Genomic DNA, 18,293 nt, shown 5'->3' with positions numbered 1-18,293 from the left:
GGGCGGCTCCGGGCACGCCCGCGCACGACGGCGTCCGCCCGCGCTGCACCACCCGCTCCGGTCAGCTTCACTCCCCCGTCCACGGGCGCACCCAGCCCCGTTCCCGCAGCAGCGCGACGACCTCGGCGACCGCCGCGTCCCGGTCCACTCCGGAGGTGTCGAGCACCAGGTCGGCGGCGGCGGGCGGTTCGTAGGGGGCGGAGACCCCGGTGAACTCCGGGATCGTCCCGGCCCGCGCCCGGCGGTAGAGGCCCTTGCGGTCGCGGCGCTCGCACTCGCCGAGCGGGGTGGCCACGTGCACGAGCACGAACCCGCCGCACTCCCGCACCATCCGGCGCACGGCGTCCCGGTCGTCCTCGTACGGAGCGATGGGCGCGCAGATCGCCACGCCGCCGTGGCGGGTCACCTCGGCGGCGACGTAGCCGATGCGCCGCACGTTCCGGCTGCGGTCGGCGGCGGAGAAGCCGAGGCCCTCGCACAGGGTCCGGCGCACCACGTCGCCGTCGAGCAGGGTCACGGCGCGGTGGTCGTGCTGGTTGAGCTCATCGCGCAGCGCGCGGGCGAGCGTGGACTTGCCCGCGCCGGAGAGCCCGGTGAACAGCACGGTGAACCCGCGCCGGTGCAGCGGTGGGTGCCACCGCCGCTGCTGCTCGGCGATCTCCGGGGTGGTGAACCAGGACGGCAGCGGCAGCCCCTCGTCGAGGTGGTGGCGCAGCTGCTCGTCGCTGAGACCGCCGAGGCCGCCGGAACGCGCGCTCCCGGCCCGGACCCAGCGGTCGGTGGAGTCGCGCACCACGTCGGGCGGTTCCACCGCGGGGATCGGTGCGCCCTCCGCGGTCCGCCGGGTGACGAGGTGCGTGGCCCCGTAGGAGGCGGCGACGTGGGCGGCCAGTGCGGCGTCCCGCTTCGGGTCGGTCCGCAGCGCCAGCGGCACCGGGACCACGGTGGTGCCCCGGGGCAGCTGGGAGCGGGCGGCGAGCACGGCCCGCACCAGGATCTCGGCGCGCGGGCCGGTCATCCGGGGCAGGAGCAGCAGGTGCGCGTCGAACTCGGTGGCGAGCTCGCGGAGCTGGGCGAGTTCCCGGTGGTGCAGCGGGGCTTCCACGACGATCCCGAGCACCGGACCCGCGGGCAGCCCGGCCCGCACGGAGGCGGCCGGTGGCCGCATCCGGCGCAGCACCCCACCGGGCGCGGCCACCGCCCGCAGCGGGCCGGCGGCGCGGGTGACGTCCGAGTCGGTCCAGGGCGCCTCGTTGCGCAGCACCGCCACCGGGGCGCCTTCGGCGTCGCGCAGCTCGATCCGCGGGGCGGCGGCCAGTTCGGCGGGCACCGGCAGCGTGATCGGGGCGGGCCAGGCGGTTCCGTCGACCAGCTGCCCGCGGGTGCGCACCGACTCGGCGTCGGCGGCTCCCAGGAAACCGGTCAGCGGGCCGAAAGCCCCGTCGAGCAGCAATTCCACATCGGACAGCTCAGCGGGCTCCGGCGTCCAGCAGGGCGGCTGCGCGCCGCCAGCGGGAACCGCCGAGCACTCGGGCTCCGCTCCGTTCGCGCTCACACGCACCTCTGTCCGCTGATCGGGGACGTCTGGATCCATACCGTGACCGAGCCGACCGCTCCGGAGAACCCCGGTGGCCAGTTCTCGCCAGATCTCGCCGACCCCGGCGCGAGAGCGCCGATTCCGCCGCGACAGCAGGCGAAAACCGGCATTCCGCCTGAAGTTCACCGCGTGCCCCGGTCCGACGAGGACGCCGCGGTGGAGCGATCCGCGCGCGGTCCGGCGCGGCGCGCTCGCGCGAGCCGGTCGCCGGGTGCCGGCCGGCCCTGCTCCACTCCCCCGCCGCGCGCTCCGGAGGACCCGCGCGGGCGCGGGGCGCCGGGAGCGCCCGGGCGCAGCGGTCCGCACGCGCCGGGCGGGCGCGGCTCGGCCGGCCGCCCGCACGGCCGGCCCCGAAGGAGCGGGTGGAGATCGGCGGCGCGTCGCCGGGCTCGCGCTCGGGACGGGTTATCGACCTCGCCGTCCCGGTCCCCGCGCGGCCCGGCTCCCGATGACGGCCGGACCCGGCGGTGCGAGCGCGGCCGGGCGGGCGCGGCCGTCCGCGCGGACCCGCCAGTTCCGGTCCGCCACGCCGCCCGGCGATCAAACCGGTCAGCGGCGAGTCCCGCCCGGTCCTCACCCGCGCGCCGCGAACCACCCCGAACCGGGTCACGCTCCACAGTGGACCAGCAAGCTGCGCCGGACGGCGGGTGCCGCGGGCCCCGCGCCCGCCTATCCTCGACGGATCGGCCGCCGGACCGGGCGGTCGCGGACGACCCGGGGAGCACGGCGATGAGCGGTCCGGACACCGCCTCGATCCCGCTGGCGAGCCGCGCGGGGCGGTGGATCGTGGTCAGCACGGTCCTGGGCTCCGGGGTGGCCTTCCTGGACGGGTCCGTGGTGAACGTGGCGCTGCCCGCGATCGGCCGGGACACCGGCGGCGGGTTCGCGGTCCTGCAATGGGTGCTCGACGCCTACCTGCTCACCCTCAGCGCACTGCTGCTGCTCGGCGGCGCGCTCGGGGACCGGTACGGGCGGCGCCGGGTGTTCCAGGTGGGGCTGGTGGTGTTCACCGCGGCGTCCCTGGGCTGCGGGCTGGCGCCCACCGGGGAGGCGCTCATCGTGGCGCGGCTGGTGCAGGGCGCGGGCGGGGCGCTGCTCGTCCCGGGCAGCCTGGCGCTGATCAACTCCACGATCGCCGCCGAGGACCGCGGCCGGGCGGTGGGCACCTGGGCCGGGTTCACCGGGGTGTCCTCGGCGCTGGGGCCGTTCCTCGGGGGCTGGCTGGTCGACGCGGCCTCCTGGCGGTGGGTGTTCTTCATCAACGTGCCGCTGGCCGCGCTCGCCTTCGCGGTCACCGCCCGCCACGTCCCCGAGACGCGCAGCGGCCAGGCCGGCCCACCGGACCTGCTGGGCTCGGCGAGCGTGACGTTCGGACTGGCCGGGGCGACCTACGCGCTGATCGAGCTGCCCGCGCGCGGCTGGACGCCGCTGACCGCCGCGGCGCTGGTCGTCGGCGTGCTCGGGCTGGCGGCGTTCCCGTTCGTCGAACTCCGGGGGCGGCACCCGATCCTGCCGCTGAACCTGTTCTCCTCCCGGCAGTTCACCGGGGCGAACCTCACCACCTTCAGCGTGTACGCGGCGCTGAGCGGGGCGCTGTTCCTGCTCTCGCTGCAACTCCAGCAGACGATGGGCTACTCGGCGCTGCAGGCCGGGCTCGCCACGCTGCCGATCACGGTGATCATGCTGCTGATCTCGGGGCGGATGGGCGCGATCGCCCAGCGCACCGGCCCTCGGCTGCCGATGTCGATCGGCCCGCTGGGCTGCGCGGCCGGCCTGGTGCTGCTGACCCGGGCGCAGCCCGGAGCGGCCTACCTCAGCGGGGTGGTGCCCGGAGTGGTGGTGTTCGGGCTCGGCCTGTCGGTCACGGTCGCGCCGCTGACCTCGGCCGTGCTCGCCTCCGTCGACGCGGACCGGACCGGGGTGGCCTCCGGGGTGAACAACGCGATCTCCCGGCTGGCCGGGCTGGTCGCGGTCGCGGTGCTCCCGCTCGTGGCGGGGATGAGCGATCCCGGTGGCACGGTCGGCACCGGGTTCACCCGGGCGATGCTCATCTCGGCCGGGGCCTGCGCGCTCGGCGGGGCGCTGTCCTGGTTCACCGTCGGCGACCGCCGCCTCGGCGTCGATCCGGTCGCGGTCCCCGCCGTGGACCACTGCTGCCAGGACCCCTGCACCTGCGAACGCCCCTGATCGCCGCTGATCATCTCGTAGGATGCTGGGCCACCCAACGGGATCGAGGAGTGTGCAGTGGAGCTGGAAAGCGCTGTCTTCCACCTGATGCGCCGGGTCATCCAGGACCACGGCGCCCGCTGGCTGGCGAGATCGCCGGAGCTGACCAAACCGCAGTACGCCGCGCTCACGGTCATCGACCGGAGCCCGGGCATCGAGCAGGCCGCGCTGGGCAGGCGAGCGGCGATCGACAAGGCCACGCTGGCCGCGATGCTCACCCGCCTCGAACAGCGCGAGCTCGTCGCCCGGACCGTGGACCGGCAGGACCGCCGGCGGCGCGTCCTGGAGCTCACCGACGAGGGTCGGCGGGTGCTGCGGGAGACCGATGAGCTGGCCGAGGAGGTCAACGCCAGCCTGCTCGACCGGCTCACCGCCGAGGAGTCCGATTCGCTGCGGACGCTGCTGGCGAAGCTGGCCGCCGACGAGACCGGCGAGCTCGCCCCGCCACCCGAACCGCCCGCCGCCGACCAGGACGGGAGCGGGCGCCGGGAGTAGCTCCCGGCGGGTGAGAACGACTCGCCTCCCTCCTCGCGGTCGGTCACACTCGGGTCATTCCGGGCCCCGCCGACGGCACGCGGCAGGCCCGAGCGCGGCAGCTCCGCGCATCCGCCGCAGGTCCGCCGATCCGGCCCGGACGACCCCGTGCCGCTCCGGCACGCCGCTCCGCCGCAGACCGAGGGATCAGCGATGCCCGACGCCTCTTCGCCCGACCCGGCGACCGACCGGTTGCAGGGCGTCGCCTCCGCGCTCGGCGACCTGCGGCTGGACGAGCTGCTGGGCGAGCTCCAGGAGCGGCTGAGCCGGGTGGTCAGCACCCGGGACCGGATGCAGGACCTGCTGGACGCGGTGCTCGCCATCGGCGCGGAGCTGGAGCTCGACAACACGCTGCACCGGATCACCGCCGCGGCCGCCGAGCTGGTGGGTGCCCGGTACGGGGCGCTCGGGGTCCTCGGCCCGGACGGCGAGTTCACCCGGTTCGTGCAGGTCGGCGTCGACGAGGCCACCGCGGCGCGGATCGGCAGGCCGCCGCGCGGGCACGGCCTGCTCGGCCAGGTCACCCGGGACCCGCGGCCGTTGCGGCTGGCCGACCTCACGCTCCACCCGGCCGCCGCCGGTTTCCCCGCGCACCACCCGCCGATGCGCGGCCTGCTGGCCACGCCGATCCGGGTGCGCGACGGGGTGTTCGGCAACCTCTACCTGGCGGACCGGACCGACGGCGGGGACTTCGGGCCGGACGACGAGGTGGTGCTGCGAGCGCTGGCCGCCGCGGCCGGTGTGACGGTGGAGAACGCCCAGCTGTTCGACCAGGCCCGGCTGCGGCACCGCTGGTTGCAGGCCTCCAGCGAGATCACCACCGAGCTGCTGTCCGGGGTCAGCACCGCCGACGGCCTGCGCCTCATCGCGCAGCGGGCCATGGAGATCTCCCGCGCCGACTGCGCGCTGATCGTCCTCGCCCGGCAGGGGGCGGCCACCGGCCAGGCCCGGGTCGAGGCGGTCGCCGGGGAGGCCCACATCGAGGTGGGGATCCCGGTGACCACGGACGGCCCGGTGCTGGCGGGGCTGCGCGACGAGACCCCGGTGCTGGAGACCGACGTGTCGGCCTCCCCGGTGAGCGGCCTGGAGCACGTGCTGCCCGGCTACGGCCCGGCGCTGGCGGTGCCGCTGCACTTCGGCGAGGCCGGGGCGGGAGCCGTGATCGCGTTGCGGCGCAAGGAGAGCAGCTCGTTCGGCCCGGAGCAGGTGCCGCTGCTGGCCTCCTTCGCGGACCAGACCGCGATCGCGCTGGAGCTGGCGGCGAAGAACCGCGCGCAGCGGCAGCTCGACGTGTTCGGCGACCGGGACCGCATCGCCCGCGACCTGCACGACCAGGTCATCCAGCGGCTGTTCGCGATCGGGCTGAGCCTGCAGGGGACGCTGCGCCGCGCCGAGGACGCCGACGTGCGGCAGCGGTTGCAGCGCGCGGTGGAGCAGCTCGACGACACGGTCCGGGAGATCCGCACCGCGATCTTCGACCTGCACTCGGCCCCGGAGACCGACGAGCCGGTGAGCCTGCGCCGCCGCCTGCTCGACACCGTCGCGGACGCCAGCAGCGGGGCGGGCTTCGCCCCGGCGGTGCGGTTGTCCGGACCGATCGACACCGAGGTGCCGACGGAGTACTTCGGGCACGCCGAGGCGGTGGTGCGGGAGGCGGTGACCAACGCGCTCCGGCACGGCGCGGCGAGCGCGATCTCGGTGTCGGTATCGGTCGACACCGGCGAACGGCTGCGGATCGAGGTCCGGGACAACGGCCGCGGTCCCGGGTCCGCCCACGCCGGCAACGGGCTGCGCAACCTCCGCGCCCGCGCCGTGCAGCACGGCGGCACCTCCAGCCTCGTCCCCCTCGACGAGGGCGGCACGCTGCTGCGGTGGGAGGTGCCGCTGCCCGGCCGGGAGACCCCGGGGTGAGGCCCCGGGCGAGACGGATCAGAGGGAGCCCGACTGGCGCAGTTCGGTGGCGAGCACGGCCGCCTGGGTGCGCCGCTGCATCCCCAGCTTGGACAGCAGCTGGGAGACGTAGTTCTTCACCGTCTTCTCCGCGAGGAACATCCGCTCCGCGATCTGGCGGTTGGTCATGCCGGCGCCGATCAGCTCCAGCACGGAGCGCTCCTGCTCGGTGAGGCGCCGCAGCGGATCGGCCTGGGCGTGCCTGCGGCGCTGGCGCTCCAGCACGGCGGCGGTGGTCCGGGAGTCCAGCAGCGACCGGCCCGCGGCGACCTCCCGGATCGCCGAGCGCAGGTCGGAGCCGAGCACCTGCTTGAGCACGTAGCCGGAGGCCCCGGCCATGATCGCGTCGAGCAGCGCCTCGTCGTCGGAGAACGAGGTCAGCACCAGGCAGCGCACGCCCGGCTGGCGGGACCGCAGCTCGCGGCACAGCTCGATGCCGTTGCCGTCGGGCAGCCGCACGTCCAGCACGGCCACGTCGGGTTCCGCCGCCGGCAGCCGGACCAGGGCCTCCCGGACGGTGCCCACCTCGGCGACGATCGTGAAGTCGTTCTCGTCCTCCAGCAGGTCCGCGATGCCCCGGCGCACCACCTCGTGGTCGTCGACGAGCGCGATGCGGGTCGTGCCGGGGGCGGCCCCGGCGCCCTCCGCTCCGTCGTCGTTCATCTCGCAGCCCCCGCTCCGCTCCTGGTGTCCTGCCCTCAGGCTAAGGGCGGCGTCGGCCGGGACGCGCGGCTCAGCTGATCCGCACTCCGGCGGTGCGCAGGTTCGCTTCCATCCGCTCACCTCCGATCTGGCCGGGCCACCCGCCGCTCTCCGCCGGTTTTCACCTGTTCGAAGGTAGGTACCGAACACGCGCCGTCACACGGCCGAAGGTCCCGCGCCCGGCCGGATGACCTGCGGCGGGAACGGTTCCGCACCCGGCGGCGCTGTGGTGTCATCGTTGCCGATCATCACCGCCCGGGTGGCGGCCACGGCGGGAAGAGGAGGCGGCGCGTGCGACGAGGACGACGGGGGCACCCCTGCGAGCCCGATTCGAGCAGGCTCGGTCCGTGGTACTGCCCGGAATGCGGCCAGGAGTGGGAGATCCACGGCGTCGCGGGCGGGCGGCCGAAGGTGCGCCGGGTCGGCCGGGTCGCGAAGTTCGTCGCCACCTGGCTCGGCGGCTGACCGCTCCGCGGCGGAGGGACTCCGATCCCGCCGGCTCGCTCCGCGCGGCGCGCCGGAACCCCTTCCCCGACCCGGTAACGTGATCTCCCCGACCACGCGGCAGCACCCCTGCCGGGCATGAGCAGAGAGGGGAATCCGCATGGCCAGGTTCACGTGGCACACCCGCGACGTCCCAGCAGACCTGCCCGTCCGCCAGGTGTACGGCTTCCTGTTCGCCCCGGACGGGCGAGTGCTGATCCGGGTGGACGGCGCGAAGCACTCGCTGCCCGGGGGCCGCCCGGAGCGCGGCGAATCGGAGTACGCGGACATCCTGCGGCGGGAGACCTTCGAGGAGGTCACCCTGGACATCGCCGAACCGCACTACCTCGGCTTCCAGTGCGTGGACGACGGAATCGCGCCCTACGCGCAGGTGCGGATGGCCGCCGTGATCAGCGGGGTGCACCCCGCGCGGCCGGACCCCGACAACGGCCGGACCTACCGGCGGCTGCTGGTGCACCCGGGCAAGGCAGGTGACCTGCTGAACTGGGGCGAGACCGGCCACCAGCAGGCCGCGGCCGCCGCGCACGCCGCCGTCGCCGCGCTCGGCCTGCCCGCCGACGGCCTGCCGGACAGCTCCTACTTCTGACCTCCCGCGCCCGAACACCCCCGCCGCCGCGAGGGTTTCTCGCCGCGCGTCCGCTGCCCTCCGCCGCACGCTTGACCGCCGTCGCGCGCCCCGATTAGTGTTCGCTGGAAGAACAGATGTTCGCCATGCGCACGATCGGAGCGGATCGGTGGCACGCGTCCTGACGTTGAGCGAGGCGATCGCGGAGCTCGTCCGCGACGGCGACACCGTCGCGCTCGAGGGCTTCACCCACCTCATCCCGGTGGCCGCGGGCCAGGAGATCATCCGTCAGCGCAAGCAGGACCTCGTGCTGTGCCGGATGACCCCGGACATCGTCTACGACCAGCTCATCGGCGCCGGGTGCGCGCGCAAGCTGGTGTTCTCCTGGGGCGGGAACCCGGGCGTGGGCTCGCTGCACCGGTTCCGGGACGCGGTGCAGCACTCCTGGCCGCGCCCGCTGGAGATCGAGGAGCACAGCCACGCCGGCATGGCCAACCGCTACGTCGCCGGGGCCTCCGGGCTGCCGTTCGCGGTGCTGCGCGGCTACACCGGCACCGACCTGCCCGGGTGCACCGACTCCATCAGAACGGTGACCTGCCCGTTCACCGGCGAGGTGCTGGCCGCGGTGCCCGCGCTGAACCCGGACGTCGGCATCGTGCACGCGCAGCGGGCCGACCGGAGGGGCACCGTGCAGCTGTGGGGCATCACCGGGGTGCAGAAGGAGACCGTGCTCGCGTCGAAGCGCTCCCTGGTCACCGTGGAGGAGATCGTCGACGAGCTCACCCCGCGCCCGGGGGCCGTGGTGCTGCCGGGGTGGGCCGTCACCGCCGTCGCCGAGGTCCCCGGTGGCGCGCATCCCTCCTACGCGCAGGGGTACTCCGAGCGGGACAACGACTACTACCGGCGCTGGGACGAGATCTCCCGGGACCGCGAGGGATTCGCGTCCTGGCTGCGGCGCGAGGGACTGACCGGGAGGACCGCGCGGTGACCGGCGCCTTCACCTCCGACGAGATGATGACCGTGGCCGCCGCGCGATCGCTCACCGACGGCGCCGCCTGCTTCGTCGGGATCGGACTGCCCAGCACGGCCGCGAACCTCGCCCGCCGCACCCACGCTCCCGAGCTGGTGCTGGTCTACGAGTCCGGCACCCTCGGCGCGAAACCGGACCGGCTGCCGCTGTCCATCGGGGACGGCGAGCTCGCCGACACCGCCGACTCGGTGGTGAGCGTGCCGGAGATCTTCAACTACTGGTTGCAGCCCGGCCGGATCGACGTCGGCTTCCTCAGCGGTGCGCAGCTCGACCGGTTCGGCAACATCAACTCCACCGTGATCGGCGACGACTACGCGAACCCCCGGGTGCGGCTGCCCGGCGCGGGCGGCGCCCCGGAGATCGCCGCGTCCTGCGGGGAGGTGCTGGTGGTGATGCGGCAGAGCACCCGCAGCTTCGTGGAGTCGATCGACTTCATCAGCTCCGCGGGCCACGGGCGCGGACCCGGCGACCGCGAGCGGCTGGGGCTGCGCGGGCGCGGCCCGGTGAAGGTGATCACCGACCTGGGCGTGCTGGAGCCGGACCCGGCGACCCGCGAACTCACCCTCACCCACCTCGCTCCCGGGGTGTCGGTCGAGCGGGTGCGCGCCGCAACCGGCTGGGAGCTCGCGGTCGCCGAGCGGCTCGTGGTCCAGGAACCGCCCTCCCCCGCCGAACTGCGGGTGCTGCGGGCGCTCACGGCGACGGCCGAGGCGTGAGGAGGAGCCGAGGATGAGCACCGAAGGCGGCCTGCTGCTGCCGCACTACCCGCGCGACGAGGCCGCGCACCCGGCGCTGGACACGCCCGAGTACCGCTCCTCGGCGCTGCGCCACCCCAAGCGGCCCCTGGAGCTGCTGCCGCAGCACCTCACCGAGGTCACCGGCCCGCTGCTCGGGCACGACCGGGTCGGCGAGCACGACCACGACCTCACCGCAGGGCACGCGGGCGAGCCGCTGGGCGAGCGGATCGTCGTGACCGGGCGCGTCCTCGATTCGGGCGGGAAGCCGGTGCCGCACACCCTGATCGAGCTGTGGCAGGCGAACGCGGCGGGCCGCTACCGGCACGCCGGCGACCGGCACCCGGCGCCGCTGGACCCGCACTTCACCGGAACGGGGCGGACCACGACCGACGAGCGGGGCCGCTACCGGTTCGTCACCATCAAGCCGGGCGCGTACCCGTGGCGCAACCACGACAACGCCTGGCGACCCGCGCACCTGCACTTCTCGCTGTTCGGCCAGGCGTTCGCCCAGCGGCTGATCACGCAGATGTACTTCCCGGGCGATCCGCTGCTCGGCCAGGACCCGATCTTCAACTCGGTCCGCGACCCGCGAGCCCGCCAGCGCATGATCAGCCGATTCGACCTGGCCGGCACGGTGCCGGAATGGGCGTTGAGCTACCGCTTCGACATCGTGCTGCGCGGCGCGGAGACGACCCCGTTCGAGGACGAGGAGGACGACTGATGCCGGAGACCCCCTCGCAGACGATCGGTCCCTTCTACGCGCTGCCCGACGGCCTGCTGTGGCCGGACGGCCCGGAGGTGGTCCCCGCGAACGCGCCGGGTGCCCTGCTGCTGCGCGGCACCGTGCGCGACGGCGCGGGCGATCCGGTGCCGGACGCGGTGCTGGAGATCTGGCAGGCCGACGAGCGCGGCCGGTTCTCGCACCCCGCCGATCCGCGCGGGCAGCGCGCCTCCTGCCGCGGGTTCGGGCGCTGCGGCACCGATCCGGCGGGCGGGTACTGGTTCCGCACCGTCAAGCCGGGGCCGCTGCCGACGCCCGACGGGCGCTCCGAGGCACCGCACCTGGACGTCACGGTGCTCGCGCGCGGAATGCTGGACCGCCTGATCACCCGGGTGTACTTCCCGGACGAGGAGGCCGCGAACGCCGCGGATCCGGTGCTGTCCGCGGTGGACTCCGCCCGGCGCGGCACGCTGCTGGCGGTCGCCGAACCCGACGGGCTCCGCTTCGACGTGCGGTTGCAGGGGGACGGCGAGACCGTCTTCTTCGCGCTCTGACGTCCCGTCCTCGAACGGCCCGCGCGGGGCTGGCTGGCCGAAACACCCCGGCCCCGGCGCCGGGAACGCGAAGACGAGAACCGGGTTCGTCGAAGGCAGGAGGTGGGTCGCCGTGTTCACGCCGATGTTCAGCACTCCCGACGCCGAGCGGCGCACCGGCGGCCGGGCGTGGTTGCAGGCGATGCTCGACTTCGAGGCAGCGCTGGCGCGCGCTCAGGCCCGCGCGGGCCTGGTCCCGCCGGAGGCCGCCCACGAGATCGGCGCGCACTGCCGGGCGGAGCTGTTCGACCTGGACTCGATCTCCCGGCGCGCGGTCGGCCCGGCGACCCCGGTGATCGCGCTGGTCGATGACCTCGGGTCGCGGCTGGGCCCGGACGCGCGGCGCTGGGTGCACCTCGGGGCGACCAGCCAGGACGTGCTGGACACCGCCGCGATGCTGATCGCCCGCCGGACGCTGGAGCAGGTGCTCGCGGACCTGCGCGCGGCGGCGCGGCGATGCGCGGAGCTGGCCCGGGAGCACCGGGACTCGCCCGTGATCGGGCGCTCGCTGCTGCAGCAGGCGCTGCCGACGACCTTCGGCCGACGCTGCGCGGGATGGCTGGTCTCGCTCACCGACACCACCGCGGCGCTGCACCACGTCGTCGAGCGACGGCTCGCGGTGCAGCTCGGCGGCCCGGTGGGCACGTGCGGCGCGCTGGGCGAGCGGGGCCCGGAGGTCCTCCGCCGCCTCGCCGCCGAGCTGGGGCTGGCCGAGCCCGTGGCGCCCTGGCACACCGACCGCACGCGGGTGGCCGAGCTGGCGGGCGCCCTGGGGACGAGCGCCGGGGCGCTGGGCAAGATCGCGCTGGACGTCGAGCTGCACGCGCAGACCGAGGTCGGCGAGCTCGCCGAGGGCTCCGCCGGTGGTTCCTCGGCCATGCCGCACAAGCGCAATCCCGCCGGTTCGGTGCTGATCTCCGCGGCCGCGCACCGCGCGCCGGGCCTGGTGGCCACGCTGCTCGCGGCGATGCCGCAGGCCTACGAGCGTGGCGCCGGGTCCTGGCAGGCGGAGCAGGAACCGCTGGTCGAGCTGTTGCGGCTGGCGGCGGCCGCCGCCTCGGGTGCGCGGCGGCTGCTGGGCGGGTTGCGGGTGGACGCGGCGCGGATGGCCGCGAACCTGGAGCTCACCGGCGGCCTGATCACCGCCGGGAGCGCGGCGGAGGCGCTGCTGCCCCTGGGACGCGCCGAGGCGCAGGGCCTGGTGCGGGAGCTGTGCGAGCGGGTCACCGTCGACGGCGGCACGCTGCGCGCCGCCATGCTCGCCGACGAGCGGGTGCGCGCGGTGCTGTCCGAACAGGAGGTCCGCGCCGCGACCGACCCCGCCGGGCACCTCGGTGCCGCGCGCGAGTTCGTCGATCGCGCCCTGGCCCACCACGACTCGGAAGGCACCCGACGATGATCCCGCACCGCGCGCTCACCGGGCCCGCCGACGCCGAGGTGGTGGTGCTGTCCAACTCGCTGGGCACCGACCTCGGCCTCTGGGACGCTCAGCTGCCCGCGCTCACCGAGCGCTTCCGGGTGCTGCGCTACGACCAGCGCGGCCACGGCCGCACGCCCGCCCCGGCCGGCCCGTACGCGCTGGCCGACCTGGCGGGGGACGTGCTGGAGCTGCTGGACCACCTGGAGATCCGGCGCGCGCACTTCGCGGGGGTGTCGCTGGGCGGAATGACGGGGATGTGGCTGGCCCAGCACGCGCCGGAGCGGATCCGACGGCTCGCGCTGCTGTGCACCTCGGCCGAACTCGCCCCGCGCCGGTCCTGGCGCGAACGGGCGGCGCGGGCCCGCCGGGAGGGCACGGGCTCCCTCGTGGACGGATCGCTGGCCCGCTGGTTCACCCCGGCCGCCGACCCGGCGGTGCTCGCGCGGCACGGCGAGGTGCTGGCCGCCTGCTCGGACGAGGGCTACGCGGGCTGCGCGGAGGCGATCGCCGCGATGGACCTGGCCGGCGGCCTCGATCGGATCACCGCGCCCACGCTGGTGATCGCGGGCCGCCAGGACCCGGCCACTCCCCCGCCGCACGCCGAGCGGATCGCCGCCGCCGTGCCCGGGGCTCGGCTGGAGGTGCTGGACGGCGCCGCGCACCTCGCGAACGCCGAGCGACCGGACGCGGTGAACGCGTTGTTGCTGGACCACTTCACGAGGAGCGATCGATGACCGACGACGCGACGCGGCACCAGCAGGGCACGGCGGTGCGCCGCGAGGTGCTGGGCGATGCGCACGTGGACCGCGCGGTCGCGGCCACCACCGAGTTCACCGCCGGTTTCCAGGACTTCATCACCCGCTACGCCTGGGGCGAGCTGTGGGGCGGCGACGGGCTGCCGCGTCCTGCCCGCAGCTGCCTGACGCTGGCGATCCTGGCCGCCACCGGTTGCGAGGAGGAGTTCGCGATGCACGTGCGCGCCGCGCGCGGCAACGGCGTGAGCCGGGAGGAGATCCGCGAGGTGCTCATGCACGTCGCCGTCTACGCCGGGGTTCCCAGGGCCAATCGCGCGTTCGCGCTCGCCCGCGACGTCCTCGCCGCCGAGGAGAGCTGACCAGGAGCCCGCCCGGCGCGGGTCACCGCCGCGCGCGGAATCCGGTGTGCCACCGTGGACGGTCGGAACCACCCCGAACGAGGAGAACGATGGAACCGGCTCCGCCCTCACCCGCCGCGGAATCGGCCGGGTACGTGCAGTCGCTCGCGCGCGGGCTCGCGGTGATCCGCGCGTTCGACGAGACGCGCCCGGAGATGACGCTCAGCGAGGTCGCCCGCGCCGCGGACCTGTCCCGCGCGGCGGCCCGCCGGTTCCTGCACACCCTGGTCCAGCTCGGCTACGTGTGGACCGATGGCAGGGCGTTCGCGCTGACCCCGCGCGTGCTGGAGCTCGGCTTCGCCTACCTCTCCAGCGTCTCGCTGCCGGAGATCGCCCAGCCGCACCTGGAATCGCTGGTGTCCGAGGTGCGCGAATCGGCTTCGGTCTCGGTGCTCGACGGTGCCGACATCGTCTACGTCGCCCGGGTGCCCACCACCCGCATCATGACGGTGTCGATCAACATCGGCACCCGCTTCCCCGCCTACGCGACCTCGATGGGCCGGGTGCTGCTGGCGCACCTGCCCGCCGAGCGGCTGGAGGCGCTGCTGGCGGAGGTGCGGCTCGACCCGCTCGGCCCGCACACCATCACCAGTTCCGGGGAGCTGCGCGCGGAGCTGGACCGCGTCCGCGAGCGGGGCTGGTCGCTCGTGGATCAGGAGCTGGAGGCCGGGCTCCGCTCGATCGCCGCCCCGATCCGGGACCGCTCCGGCGCGGTGGTGGCGGCCGCGAACATCTCCTCGCACGCCAGCAGGACGACCGCTGAACAGGCCGAGGCGAACCTCCTCCCGCCGCTGCTGCGCACCGCCGAGGGGATCGCGGCGGACCTGCGGGCGGCGCCCGGCTCGGCGGCCGCCGTCCGCTGATCGGCCGCGTCGCGGCAGCGGACGCTCCGCCCCGCGACACCGGCCACCCCCGAATACCGGTATGATACCGGTAGTTGGCCCTTCCGGAGGCAGGAGGACGCGGTGGGAGCATCGGGCACCGGGGACGAGTGCGGGCCGCTCGACGCGATCGAGTTCCAGACCGCCGTGCTGGCGCGGAACCTGGAGATGCTGTGCCGCCGCGGCGACCTCTACCAGGAGGTCGACCGAGCGGCGTACCTGCTGCTGCGCACGCTGATCTTCCGGGGACCGACCGACATCTCCTGCCTCGCCGCCGCGCTCGGCCTCGACCCCTCGACCACGGGTCGCCAGGTGCTCGCCGCGGAACGAGCCGGGCTGCTGACGCGCTCGCCCTGCCCCGCCGACCGGCGCCGATCGATCGCCCAGGTCACCGACCGGGGCGTCGGTGCCGTGCAAGCCGTGCACGCGCGCCGCATCGACGGCACCGCCGCCCTGCTCGCCGACTGGGACGAGCAGGACCGGCGGGCCTTCGCGGACCTGGTCACCCGCTACAACCAGGCCATCGCGGCCGAATTCCTCGACACCGACCAGCCCGGAGGGGCCTCGTGAGCACACCGCACGTCCCGCTCGACGTCCTCGATCTCGTGTCCGTCTCGGACGGCTCCACCATGGCGGACGCCATCGACTCCTCGATGCGGGCGGCGGTGCTCGCGGACGAGCTCGGCTACTCCCGGGTCTGGTACGCCGAGCACCACAACACCCGGCACCTCGGCGCCACCGCCACGGCCCTGCTGATCGCCCGCGCCGCCGACCGCACCCGGCGGATCCGCGTCGGATCCGGCGGGATCATGCTGCCCAACCACGCGCCGCTGCAGGTGGCCGAGTCGTTCGGCACCATCGCCCAGCTGCACCCCGGCCGGATCGACCTCGGACTCGGCCGCGCGCCCGGCACCGACCAGCTCACCGCGCAGCTGCTGACGCGCTCGGGTGCCGACCCGCAGAGCTTCGCCAACTCGCTCTACGACCTCACCGGCTGGTTCAGCGATGAGGGACTGGCGCACAGCGCCCCCGTCACCGCGGGACCGGCGACGGGAACGCACGTCCCGCTGTGGGTGCTCGGCTCCACCGTCAACGGGGCCTCGATCGCCGGGCAGCTGGGCCTCCCGTTCGCGGTCGCCTCGCACTTCGCGCCGCAGGGGCTGGAGGAGATCCTGGAGGTGTACCGCTCGGCGTTCTCCACCGAGGCACCCACGGCGCAGATCGACCGGCCGCGCGTGATGGTGGGCGTCAACGTCGTCGTCGCCCCCACCGACGAGGAGGCCGCCCGGCTGTGGACCACCGCCCAGCGGATGTTCCTCGACGTCCGCGGTGGCAACCGCCGGGGCCTGCAACCGCCGACCGACCCCGCTGAGGTCGGCGGCGAGCAGGAGCGGCGGTTCGCGGACTCGATGCTCAGCATCAACGCCATCGGCTCACCGGAGACCGCGGTGCGCGAGCTCGAATCGCTCGTCGACCGCACCGGCGCCGACGAGCTGATCACCGTGACCTACTGCCACGACCCGAACGACCGCTACCGCTCGCTGAAACTCCTCGCCGACGCCTGGTTCTGAGCGGGTCGTCAGGCCAGGCGCACCACGTCGGCGAGGACCGTGTTCGGGTCGGGGCGGCGCGCGGGCGCCGGGCTGTCGTAGACGACCAGCAGTTCGCCGCCGGGGAGCTCGGCGAGCCCTTCGGCGCGGTCATCGCCCGCGCCGAAGGGCAGGTCCGCCTCGTGCACGAGCTCCTCCGCGCGCACCACCTCGGGAACGTCCGGACGTGCCCCGCCGAGCCAGCGGTAGATCCGGGCCGGACCGTCCAGCGCCATCGACGGACCGGCCAGCACCAGCAGGTCCTCGCCCTGCGGGCACAGGTCGCGCACGCCGAGACCGTCGAGGTCCAGGAAGTGCTTGGCGTAGCGGCGGCGGCCGTCCAGCTCGCTCGGGACCAGCCGGCCGTTCCGTTCCACCGGCTCCAGCCGCAGCACCACCGCCCAGCCGCGCAGCACCGGACCGCGCAGGCCGAGCAGCACCCGCTCCGCACCGGGTTCGCCGAGCGCGGCGACGCCCTCGACGTGAAAACCGTTGTCCCTGCCGGGAATGCCGAGGAACGGCGCCAGATGCGGGTCCTCGGCCAGCAGTCCGAGCAGACCGGGCTCGCCGAGCGCCGCGCTGCGGTGGCCCTCGGCCGCGGTGCGCACGGGGACGCCGTCCTCCACCGCGATCCGGGCCAGCACCTGGCGGCTCGGCTCGGGCTCGATCGCCGCGAGCCGCTTCACCACCTTCGCGTCCGAGTGGTGCGCCTTGGGCTTCTTGCGCTCGCTGCTGTGCGAGCCGACGGCCCACAGGTACGGGCCGCACCGCGCCAGTCCCTCGATGTCGAGCTCCCGGGCGGGCTCGCCCGGCAGCTCCAGGACCTCGGTCAGGTCGTACGAGGAATGCTCGGCGTAGACGTCGGCGTGCTTCGGGTTGACGCAGCTGAACCGCTCCACCGCGGAGGTCTCGTCCCCGCCGATCCACAGGTGGTGGCCGTCGGTGCGCACCGCGGAGACGTGGAGGTGCGTTCTCGCGCGGACCGCGTCCTCGCCGAAGCGCAGCGCCGCCGACCGTGTGATGCCCATGCCACTTTCTACACCGGGCCCGCCCGCGCGGAGGCACGGGCCGGGCGCGCGGGATCAGCGGCGGCGGGGCAGCAGCCCGGGATCCACGATGGCGCCCCGGTGCCGGATCACCTTGGCGGCCAGCTCCTGCGCCGCACCCGCCGCCGCGACCGGATCGGCGCCGGCGAAGCGGGCCGCCAGGTATCCCGCGTCGAAGGCGTCGCCCGCGGCAGTGGAGTCCACAACGGACTCGACCGGCACCGCGGGCACCCGCACCGGGCGCCGTCCGTCGAAGACCACGCAGCCCGCGGCACCGTCCTTGACCGCCACGTCGGACACCCCTGCCGCCCGCACCCGCTCCGCGGTGGACTCCGCGTCGCGGTCGCCGGAGAGCGCCTGCTCGTCGGCGAAGGTGGGCAGGCCGATCGTCGCCAGCCCCCACAGCTCGGCGATCCGGGCCGCCGCCGTCGCCGCGTCCGGCCAGCCCGCCGGCCGGTAGTTTCCGTCGAAGGCCACCCGGCCGCCGCCGTCGCGGAACCGGGCCAGCGCGGCGGTGAGCCGCTCGCGCGCGGGATCGGTGAGGATCTGCACGCTGATCGCCGACAGGAACACCACGTCGTAGCCGTCGAAACCGGGTTCCGCGTCGTCCCCGAACATCCCGCGCGCCGCCGAGTTCGAGCGGTAGTAGGTGAACGAGCGCTCCCCCGCCGCGTCGGTGCGCACCAGGTACAGCCCCGGCTGGCCACCGGGGACCCGACCGACGCGGCCGGTGCCGATGCCCTCGGCGTGCATCGCGGCCACGATCCGGTCGCTGTAGTGGTCGTCGCCGAGCAGGGTCAGGTAGTCGATCTCGACGTCGTCCGGGCTGGTCAGCCGTGCCAGGTAGGTCGCGGTGTTGAAGGTGTCGCCCGCGCAGCCGAGCGACAGCAGGTCGCCCTCCCGGTGGGTGAGCTCGACCATGCACTCGCCGATCGCCAGAACCCGGATCACGCGCCGTCCTCCCCGTCCTGGGGGGGGGGGGGGGGGGGGGGGGGGGGGGGGGGGGGAGGGAGACCAGGCCCAGGGGGGAGAAAAAGGGGAGGGG

19 protein-coding genes are annotated in these 18,293 nt (G+C 75.0%); 15 read left to right on the top strand and 4 right to left on the bottom strand.

The window, feature by feature from the left end; genetic code table 11:
- Positions 1 to 67: 67 nt before the first annotated feature.
- Positions 68 to 1,555 (bottom strand): adenylyl-sulfate kinase, encoded by a 1,488-nt coding sequence (gene cysC, locus ACL03H_RS11010; RefSeq protein WP_412811062.1) that lies wholly within the window; start codon positions 1,553 to 1,555, stop codon positions 68 to 70.
- A gap of 771 nt (positions 1,556 to 2,326) precedes the next feature.
- Between cysC and ACL03H_RS11005 the strand changes: the two genes are divergently transcribed.
- From ACL03H_RS11005 to ACL03H_RS10995, 3 genes are all read left to right on the top strand, one after another.
- The gene (locus ACL03H_RS11005) at positions 2,327 to 3,784 is read left to right on the top strand and encodes a DHA2 family efflux MFS transporter permease subunit (protein ID WP_412811061.1); all 1,458 of its coding nucleotides are present in this window, start codon (positions 2,327 to 2,329) and stop codon (positions 3,782 to 3,784) included.
- Between the two features lie 57 nt (positions 3,785 to 3,841).
- A complete protein-coding gene (locus tag ACL03H_RS11000) occupies positions 3,842 to 4,318 on the top strand; it encodes a MarR family winged helix-turn-helix transcriptional regulator (RefSeq protein WP_412811060.1) in 477 nt (158 codons plus the stop codon).
- Positions 4,319 to 4,510: 192 nt separating this feature from the next.
- The gene (locus ACL03H_RS10995) at positions 4,511 to 6,268 is read left to right on the top strand and encodes a sensor histidine kinase (RefSeq protein ID WP_412811059.1); all 1,758 of its coding nucleotides are present in this window, start codon (positions 4,511 to 4,513) and stop codon (positions 6,266 to 6,268) included.
- Between the two features lie 18 nt (positions 6,269 to 6,286).
- On the opposite strand, the gene ACL03H_RS10990 is transcribed toward ACL03H_RS10995, so the two are convergent.
- Positions 6,287 to 6,970 carry a response regulator gene (locus tag ACL03H_RS10990; protein WP_412811058.1) on the bottom strand — a complete coding sequence of 228 codons (684 nt, stop codon included), beginning with the start codon at positions 6,968 to 6,970 and terminating at the stop codon, positions 6,287 to 6,289.
- A 330-nt stretch (positions 6,971 to 7,300) separates the two neighbouring features.
- Between ACL03H_RS10990 and ACL03H_RS10985 the strand changes: the two genes are divergently transcribed.
- The 12 genes from ACL03H_RS10985 (at position 7,301) to ACL03H_RS10930 (ending at position 16,184) form a co-directional block, all read left to right on the top strand.
- Positions 7,301 to 7,474 (top strand): hypothetical protein, encoded by a 174-nt coding sequence (locus ACL03H_RS10985; RefSeq protein WP_412811057.1) that lies wholly within the window; start codon positions 7,301 to 7,303, stop codon positions 7,472 to 7,474.
- A gap of 139 nt (positions 7,475 to 7,613) precedes the next feature.
- Positions 7,614 to 8,099 (top strand): NUDIX hydrolase, encoded by a 486-nt coding sequence (locus ACL03H_RS10980; RefSeq protein WP_412811056.1) that lies wholly within the window; start codon positions 7,614 to 7,616, stop codon positions 8,097 to 8,099.
- A 148-nt stretch (positions 8,100 to 8,247) separates the two neighbouring features.
- The gene (locus ACL03H_RS10975; RefSeq protein WP_412811055.1) at positions 8,248 to 9,066 is read left to right on the top strand and encodes a CoA transferase subunit A; all 819 of its coding nucleotides are present in this window, start codon (positions 8,248 to 8,250) and stop codon (positions 9,064 to 9,066) included.
- A gap of 23 nt (positions 9,067 to 9,089) precedes the next feature.
- The gene (locus ACL03H_RS10970; RefSeq protein WP_412811180.1) at positions 9,090 to 9,824 is read left to right on the top strand and encodes a CoA-transferase subunit beta; all 735 of its coding nucleotides are present in this window, start codon (positions 9,090 to 9,092) and stop codon (positions 9,822 to 9,824) included.
- A 13-nt stretch (positions 9,825 to 9,837) separates the two neighbouring features.
- Positions 9,838 to 10,566 (top strand): protocatechuate 3,4-dioxygenase subunit beta, encoded by a 729-nt coding sequence (gene pcaH, locus ACL03H_RS10965; RefSeq protein WP_412811054.1) that lies wholly within the window; start codon positions 9,838 to 9,840, stop codon positions 10,564 to 10,566.
- Positions 10,566 to 11,120: a protocatechuate 3,4-dioxygenase subunit alpha gene (gene pcaG / locus ACL03H_RS10960; RefSeq protein ID WP_412811053.1), complete on the top strand. Its 555-nt coding sequence runs from the start codon at positions 10,566 to 10,568 to the stop codon at positions 11,118 to 11,120. Before pcaH ends, pcaG begins: the two co-directional genes overlap by 1 nt.
- Before the next feature lie 112 nt (positions 11,121 to 11,232).
- Complete coding sequence (gene pcaB, locus ACL03H_RS10955; RefSeq protein ID WP_412811052.1) at positions 11,233 to 12,558, top strand: 3-carboxy-cis,cis-muconate cycloisomerase; 1,326 nt, start codon at positions 11,233 to 11,235, stop codon at positions 12,556 to 12,558.
- Positions 12,555 to 13,313: a 3-oxoadipate enol-lactonase gene (pcaD, locus tag ACL03H_RS10950; RefSeq protein ID WP_412811051.1), complete on the top strand. Its 759-nt coding sequence runs from the start codon at positions 12,555 to 12,557 to the stop codon at positions 13,311 to 13,313. The genes pcaB and pcaD overlap by 4 nt, the downstream gene beginning before the upstream one ends.
- Complete coding sequence (gene pcaC / locus ACL03H_RS10945; RefSeq protein WP_412811050.1) at positions 13,310 to 13,693, top strand: 4-carboxymuconolactone decarboxylase; 384 nt, start codon at positions 13,310 to 13,312, stop codon at positions 13,691 to 13,693. The genes pcaD and pcaC overlap by 4 nt, the downstream gene beginning before the upstream one ends.
- Before the next feature lie 89 nt (positions 13,694 to 13,782).
- A complete protein-coding gene (locus tag ACL03H_RS10940; protein WP_412811049.1) occupies positions 13,783 to 14,595 on the top strand; it encodes an IclR family transcriptional regulator domain-containing protein in 813 nt (270 codons plus the stop codon).
- Between the two features lie 102 nt (positions 14,596 to 14,697).
- On the top strand, positions 14,698 to 15,183 hold the full coding sequence (locus tag ACL03H_RS10935) for a MarR family winged helix-turn-helix transcriptional regulator (protein WP_412811048.1): 486 nt from the start codon (positions 14,698 to 14,700) through the stop codon (positions 15,181 to 15,183).
- Positions 15,180 to 16,184, top strand: a complete 1,005-nt coding sequence (locus tag ACL03H_RS10930) for an LLM class flavin-dependent oxidoreductase (RefSeq protein ID WP_412811047.1) — start codon at positions 15,180 to 15,182, stop codon at positions 16,182 to 16,184. Before ACL03H_RS10935 ends, ACL03H_RS10930 begins: the two co-directional genes overlap by 4 nt.
- Positions 16,185 to 16,192: 8 nt before the next feature.
- Here the strand turns inward: ACL03H_RS10930 and ACL03H_RS10925 are convergent, their stop codons facing one another.
- A complete protein-coding gene (locus tag ACL03H_RS10925) occupies positions 16,193 to 17,230 on the bottom strand; it encodes a DUF3616 domain-containing protein (RefSeq protein WP_412811046.1) in 1,038 nt (345 codons plus the stop codon).
- Between the two features lie 54 nt (positions 17,231 to 17,284).
- The gene (locus tag ACL03H_RS10920; RefSeq protein ID WP_412811045.1) at positions 17,285 to 18,199 is read right to left on the bottom strand and encodes a sugar kinase; all 915 of its coding nucleotides are present in this window, start codon (positions 18,197 to 18,199) and stop codon (positions 17,285 to 17,287) included.
- Between the last annotated feature and the right edge of the window lie 94 nt (positions 18,200 to 18,293).

The sequence above is a fragment of the Saccharopolyspora antibiotica genome (genome assembly GCF_047200635.1).
In the GTDB taxonomy this organism is placed as follows: domain Bacteria; phylum Actinomycetota; class Actinomycetes; order Mycobacteriales; family Pseudonocardiaceae; genus Saccharopolyspora_C.
This window is presented reverse-complemented; position numbering and strand designations above follow the sequence as displayed.

Bases quoted from the DNA above. Each gene is read 5' to 3' on its own strand.
- ACL03H_RS11005 (WP_412811061.1), top strand. From the start codon at position 2,327: ATGAGCGGTCCGGACACCGCCTCGATCCCGCTGGCGAGCCGCGCGGGG.
- ACL03H_RS10995 (WP_412811059.1), top strand. From the start codon at position 4,511: ATGCCCGACGCCTCTTCGCCCGACCCGGCGACCGACCGGTTGCAGGGC.
- ACL03H_RS10990 (WP_412811058.1), bottom strand. From the start codon at position 6,970: ATGAACGACGACGGAGCGGAGGGCGCCGGGGCCGCCCCCGGCACGACC.
- ACL03H_RS10980 (WP_412811056.1), top strand. From the start codon at position 7,614: ATGGCCAGGTTCACGTGGCACACCCGCGACGTCCCAGCAGACCTGCCC.
- ACL03H_RS10970 (WP_412811180.1), top strand. From the start codon at position 9,090: ATGATGACCGTGGCCGCCGCGCGATCGCTCACCGACGGCGCCGCCTGC.
- pcaH (WP_412811054.1), top strand. From the start codon at position 9,838: ATGAGCACCGAAGGCGGCCTGCTGCTGCCGCACTACCCGCGCGACGAG.
- pcaG (WP_412811053.1), top strand. From the start codon at position 10,566: ATGCCGGAGACCCCCTCGCAGACGATCGGTCCCTTCTACGCGCTGCCC.
- pcaD (WP_412811051.1), top strand. From the start codon at position 12,555: ATGATCCCGCACCGCGCGCTCACCGGGCCCGCCGACGCCGAGGTGGTG.
- pcaC (WP_412811050.1), top strand. From the start codon at position 13,310: ATGACCGACGACGCGACGCGGCACCAGCAGGGCACGGCGGTGCGCCGC.
- ACL03H_RS10940 (WP_412811049.1), top strand. From the start codon at position 13,783: ATGGAACCGGCTCCGCCCTCACCCGCCGCGGAATCGGCCGGGTACGTG.
- ACL03H_RS10925 (WP_412811046.1), bottom strand. From the start codon at position 17,230: ATGGGCATCACACGGTCGGCGGCGCTGCGCTTCGGCGAGGACGCGGTC.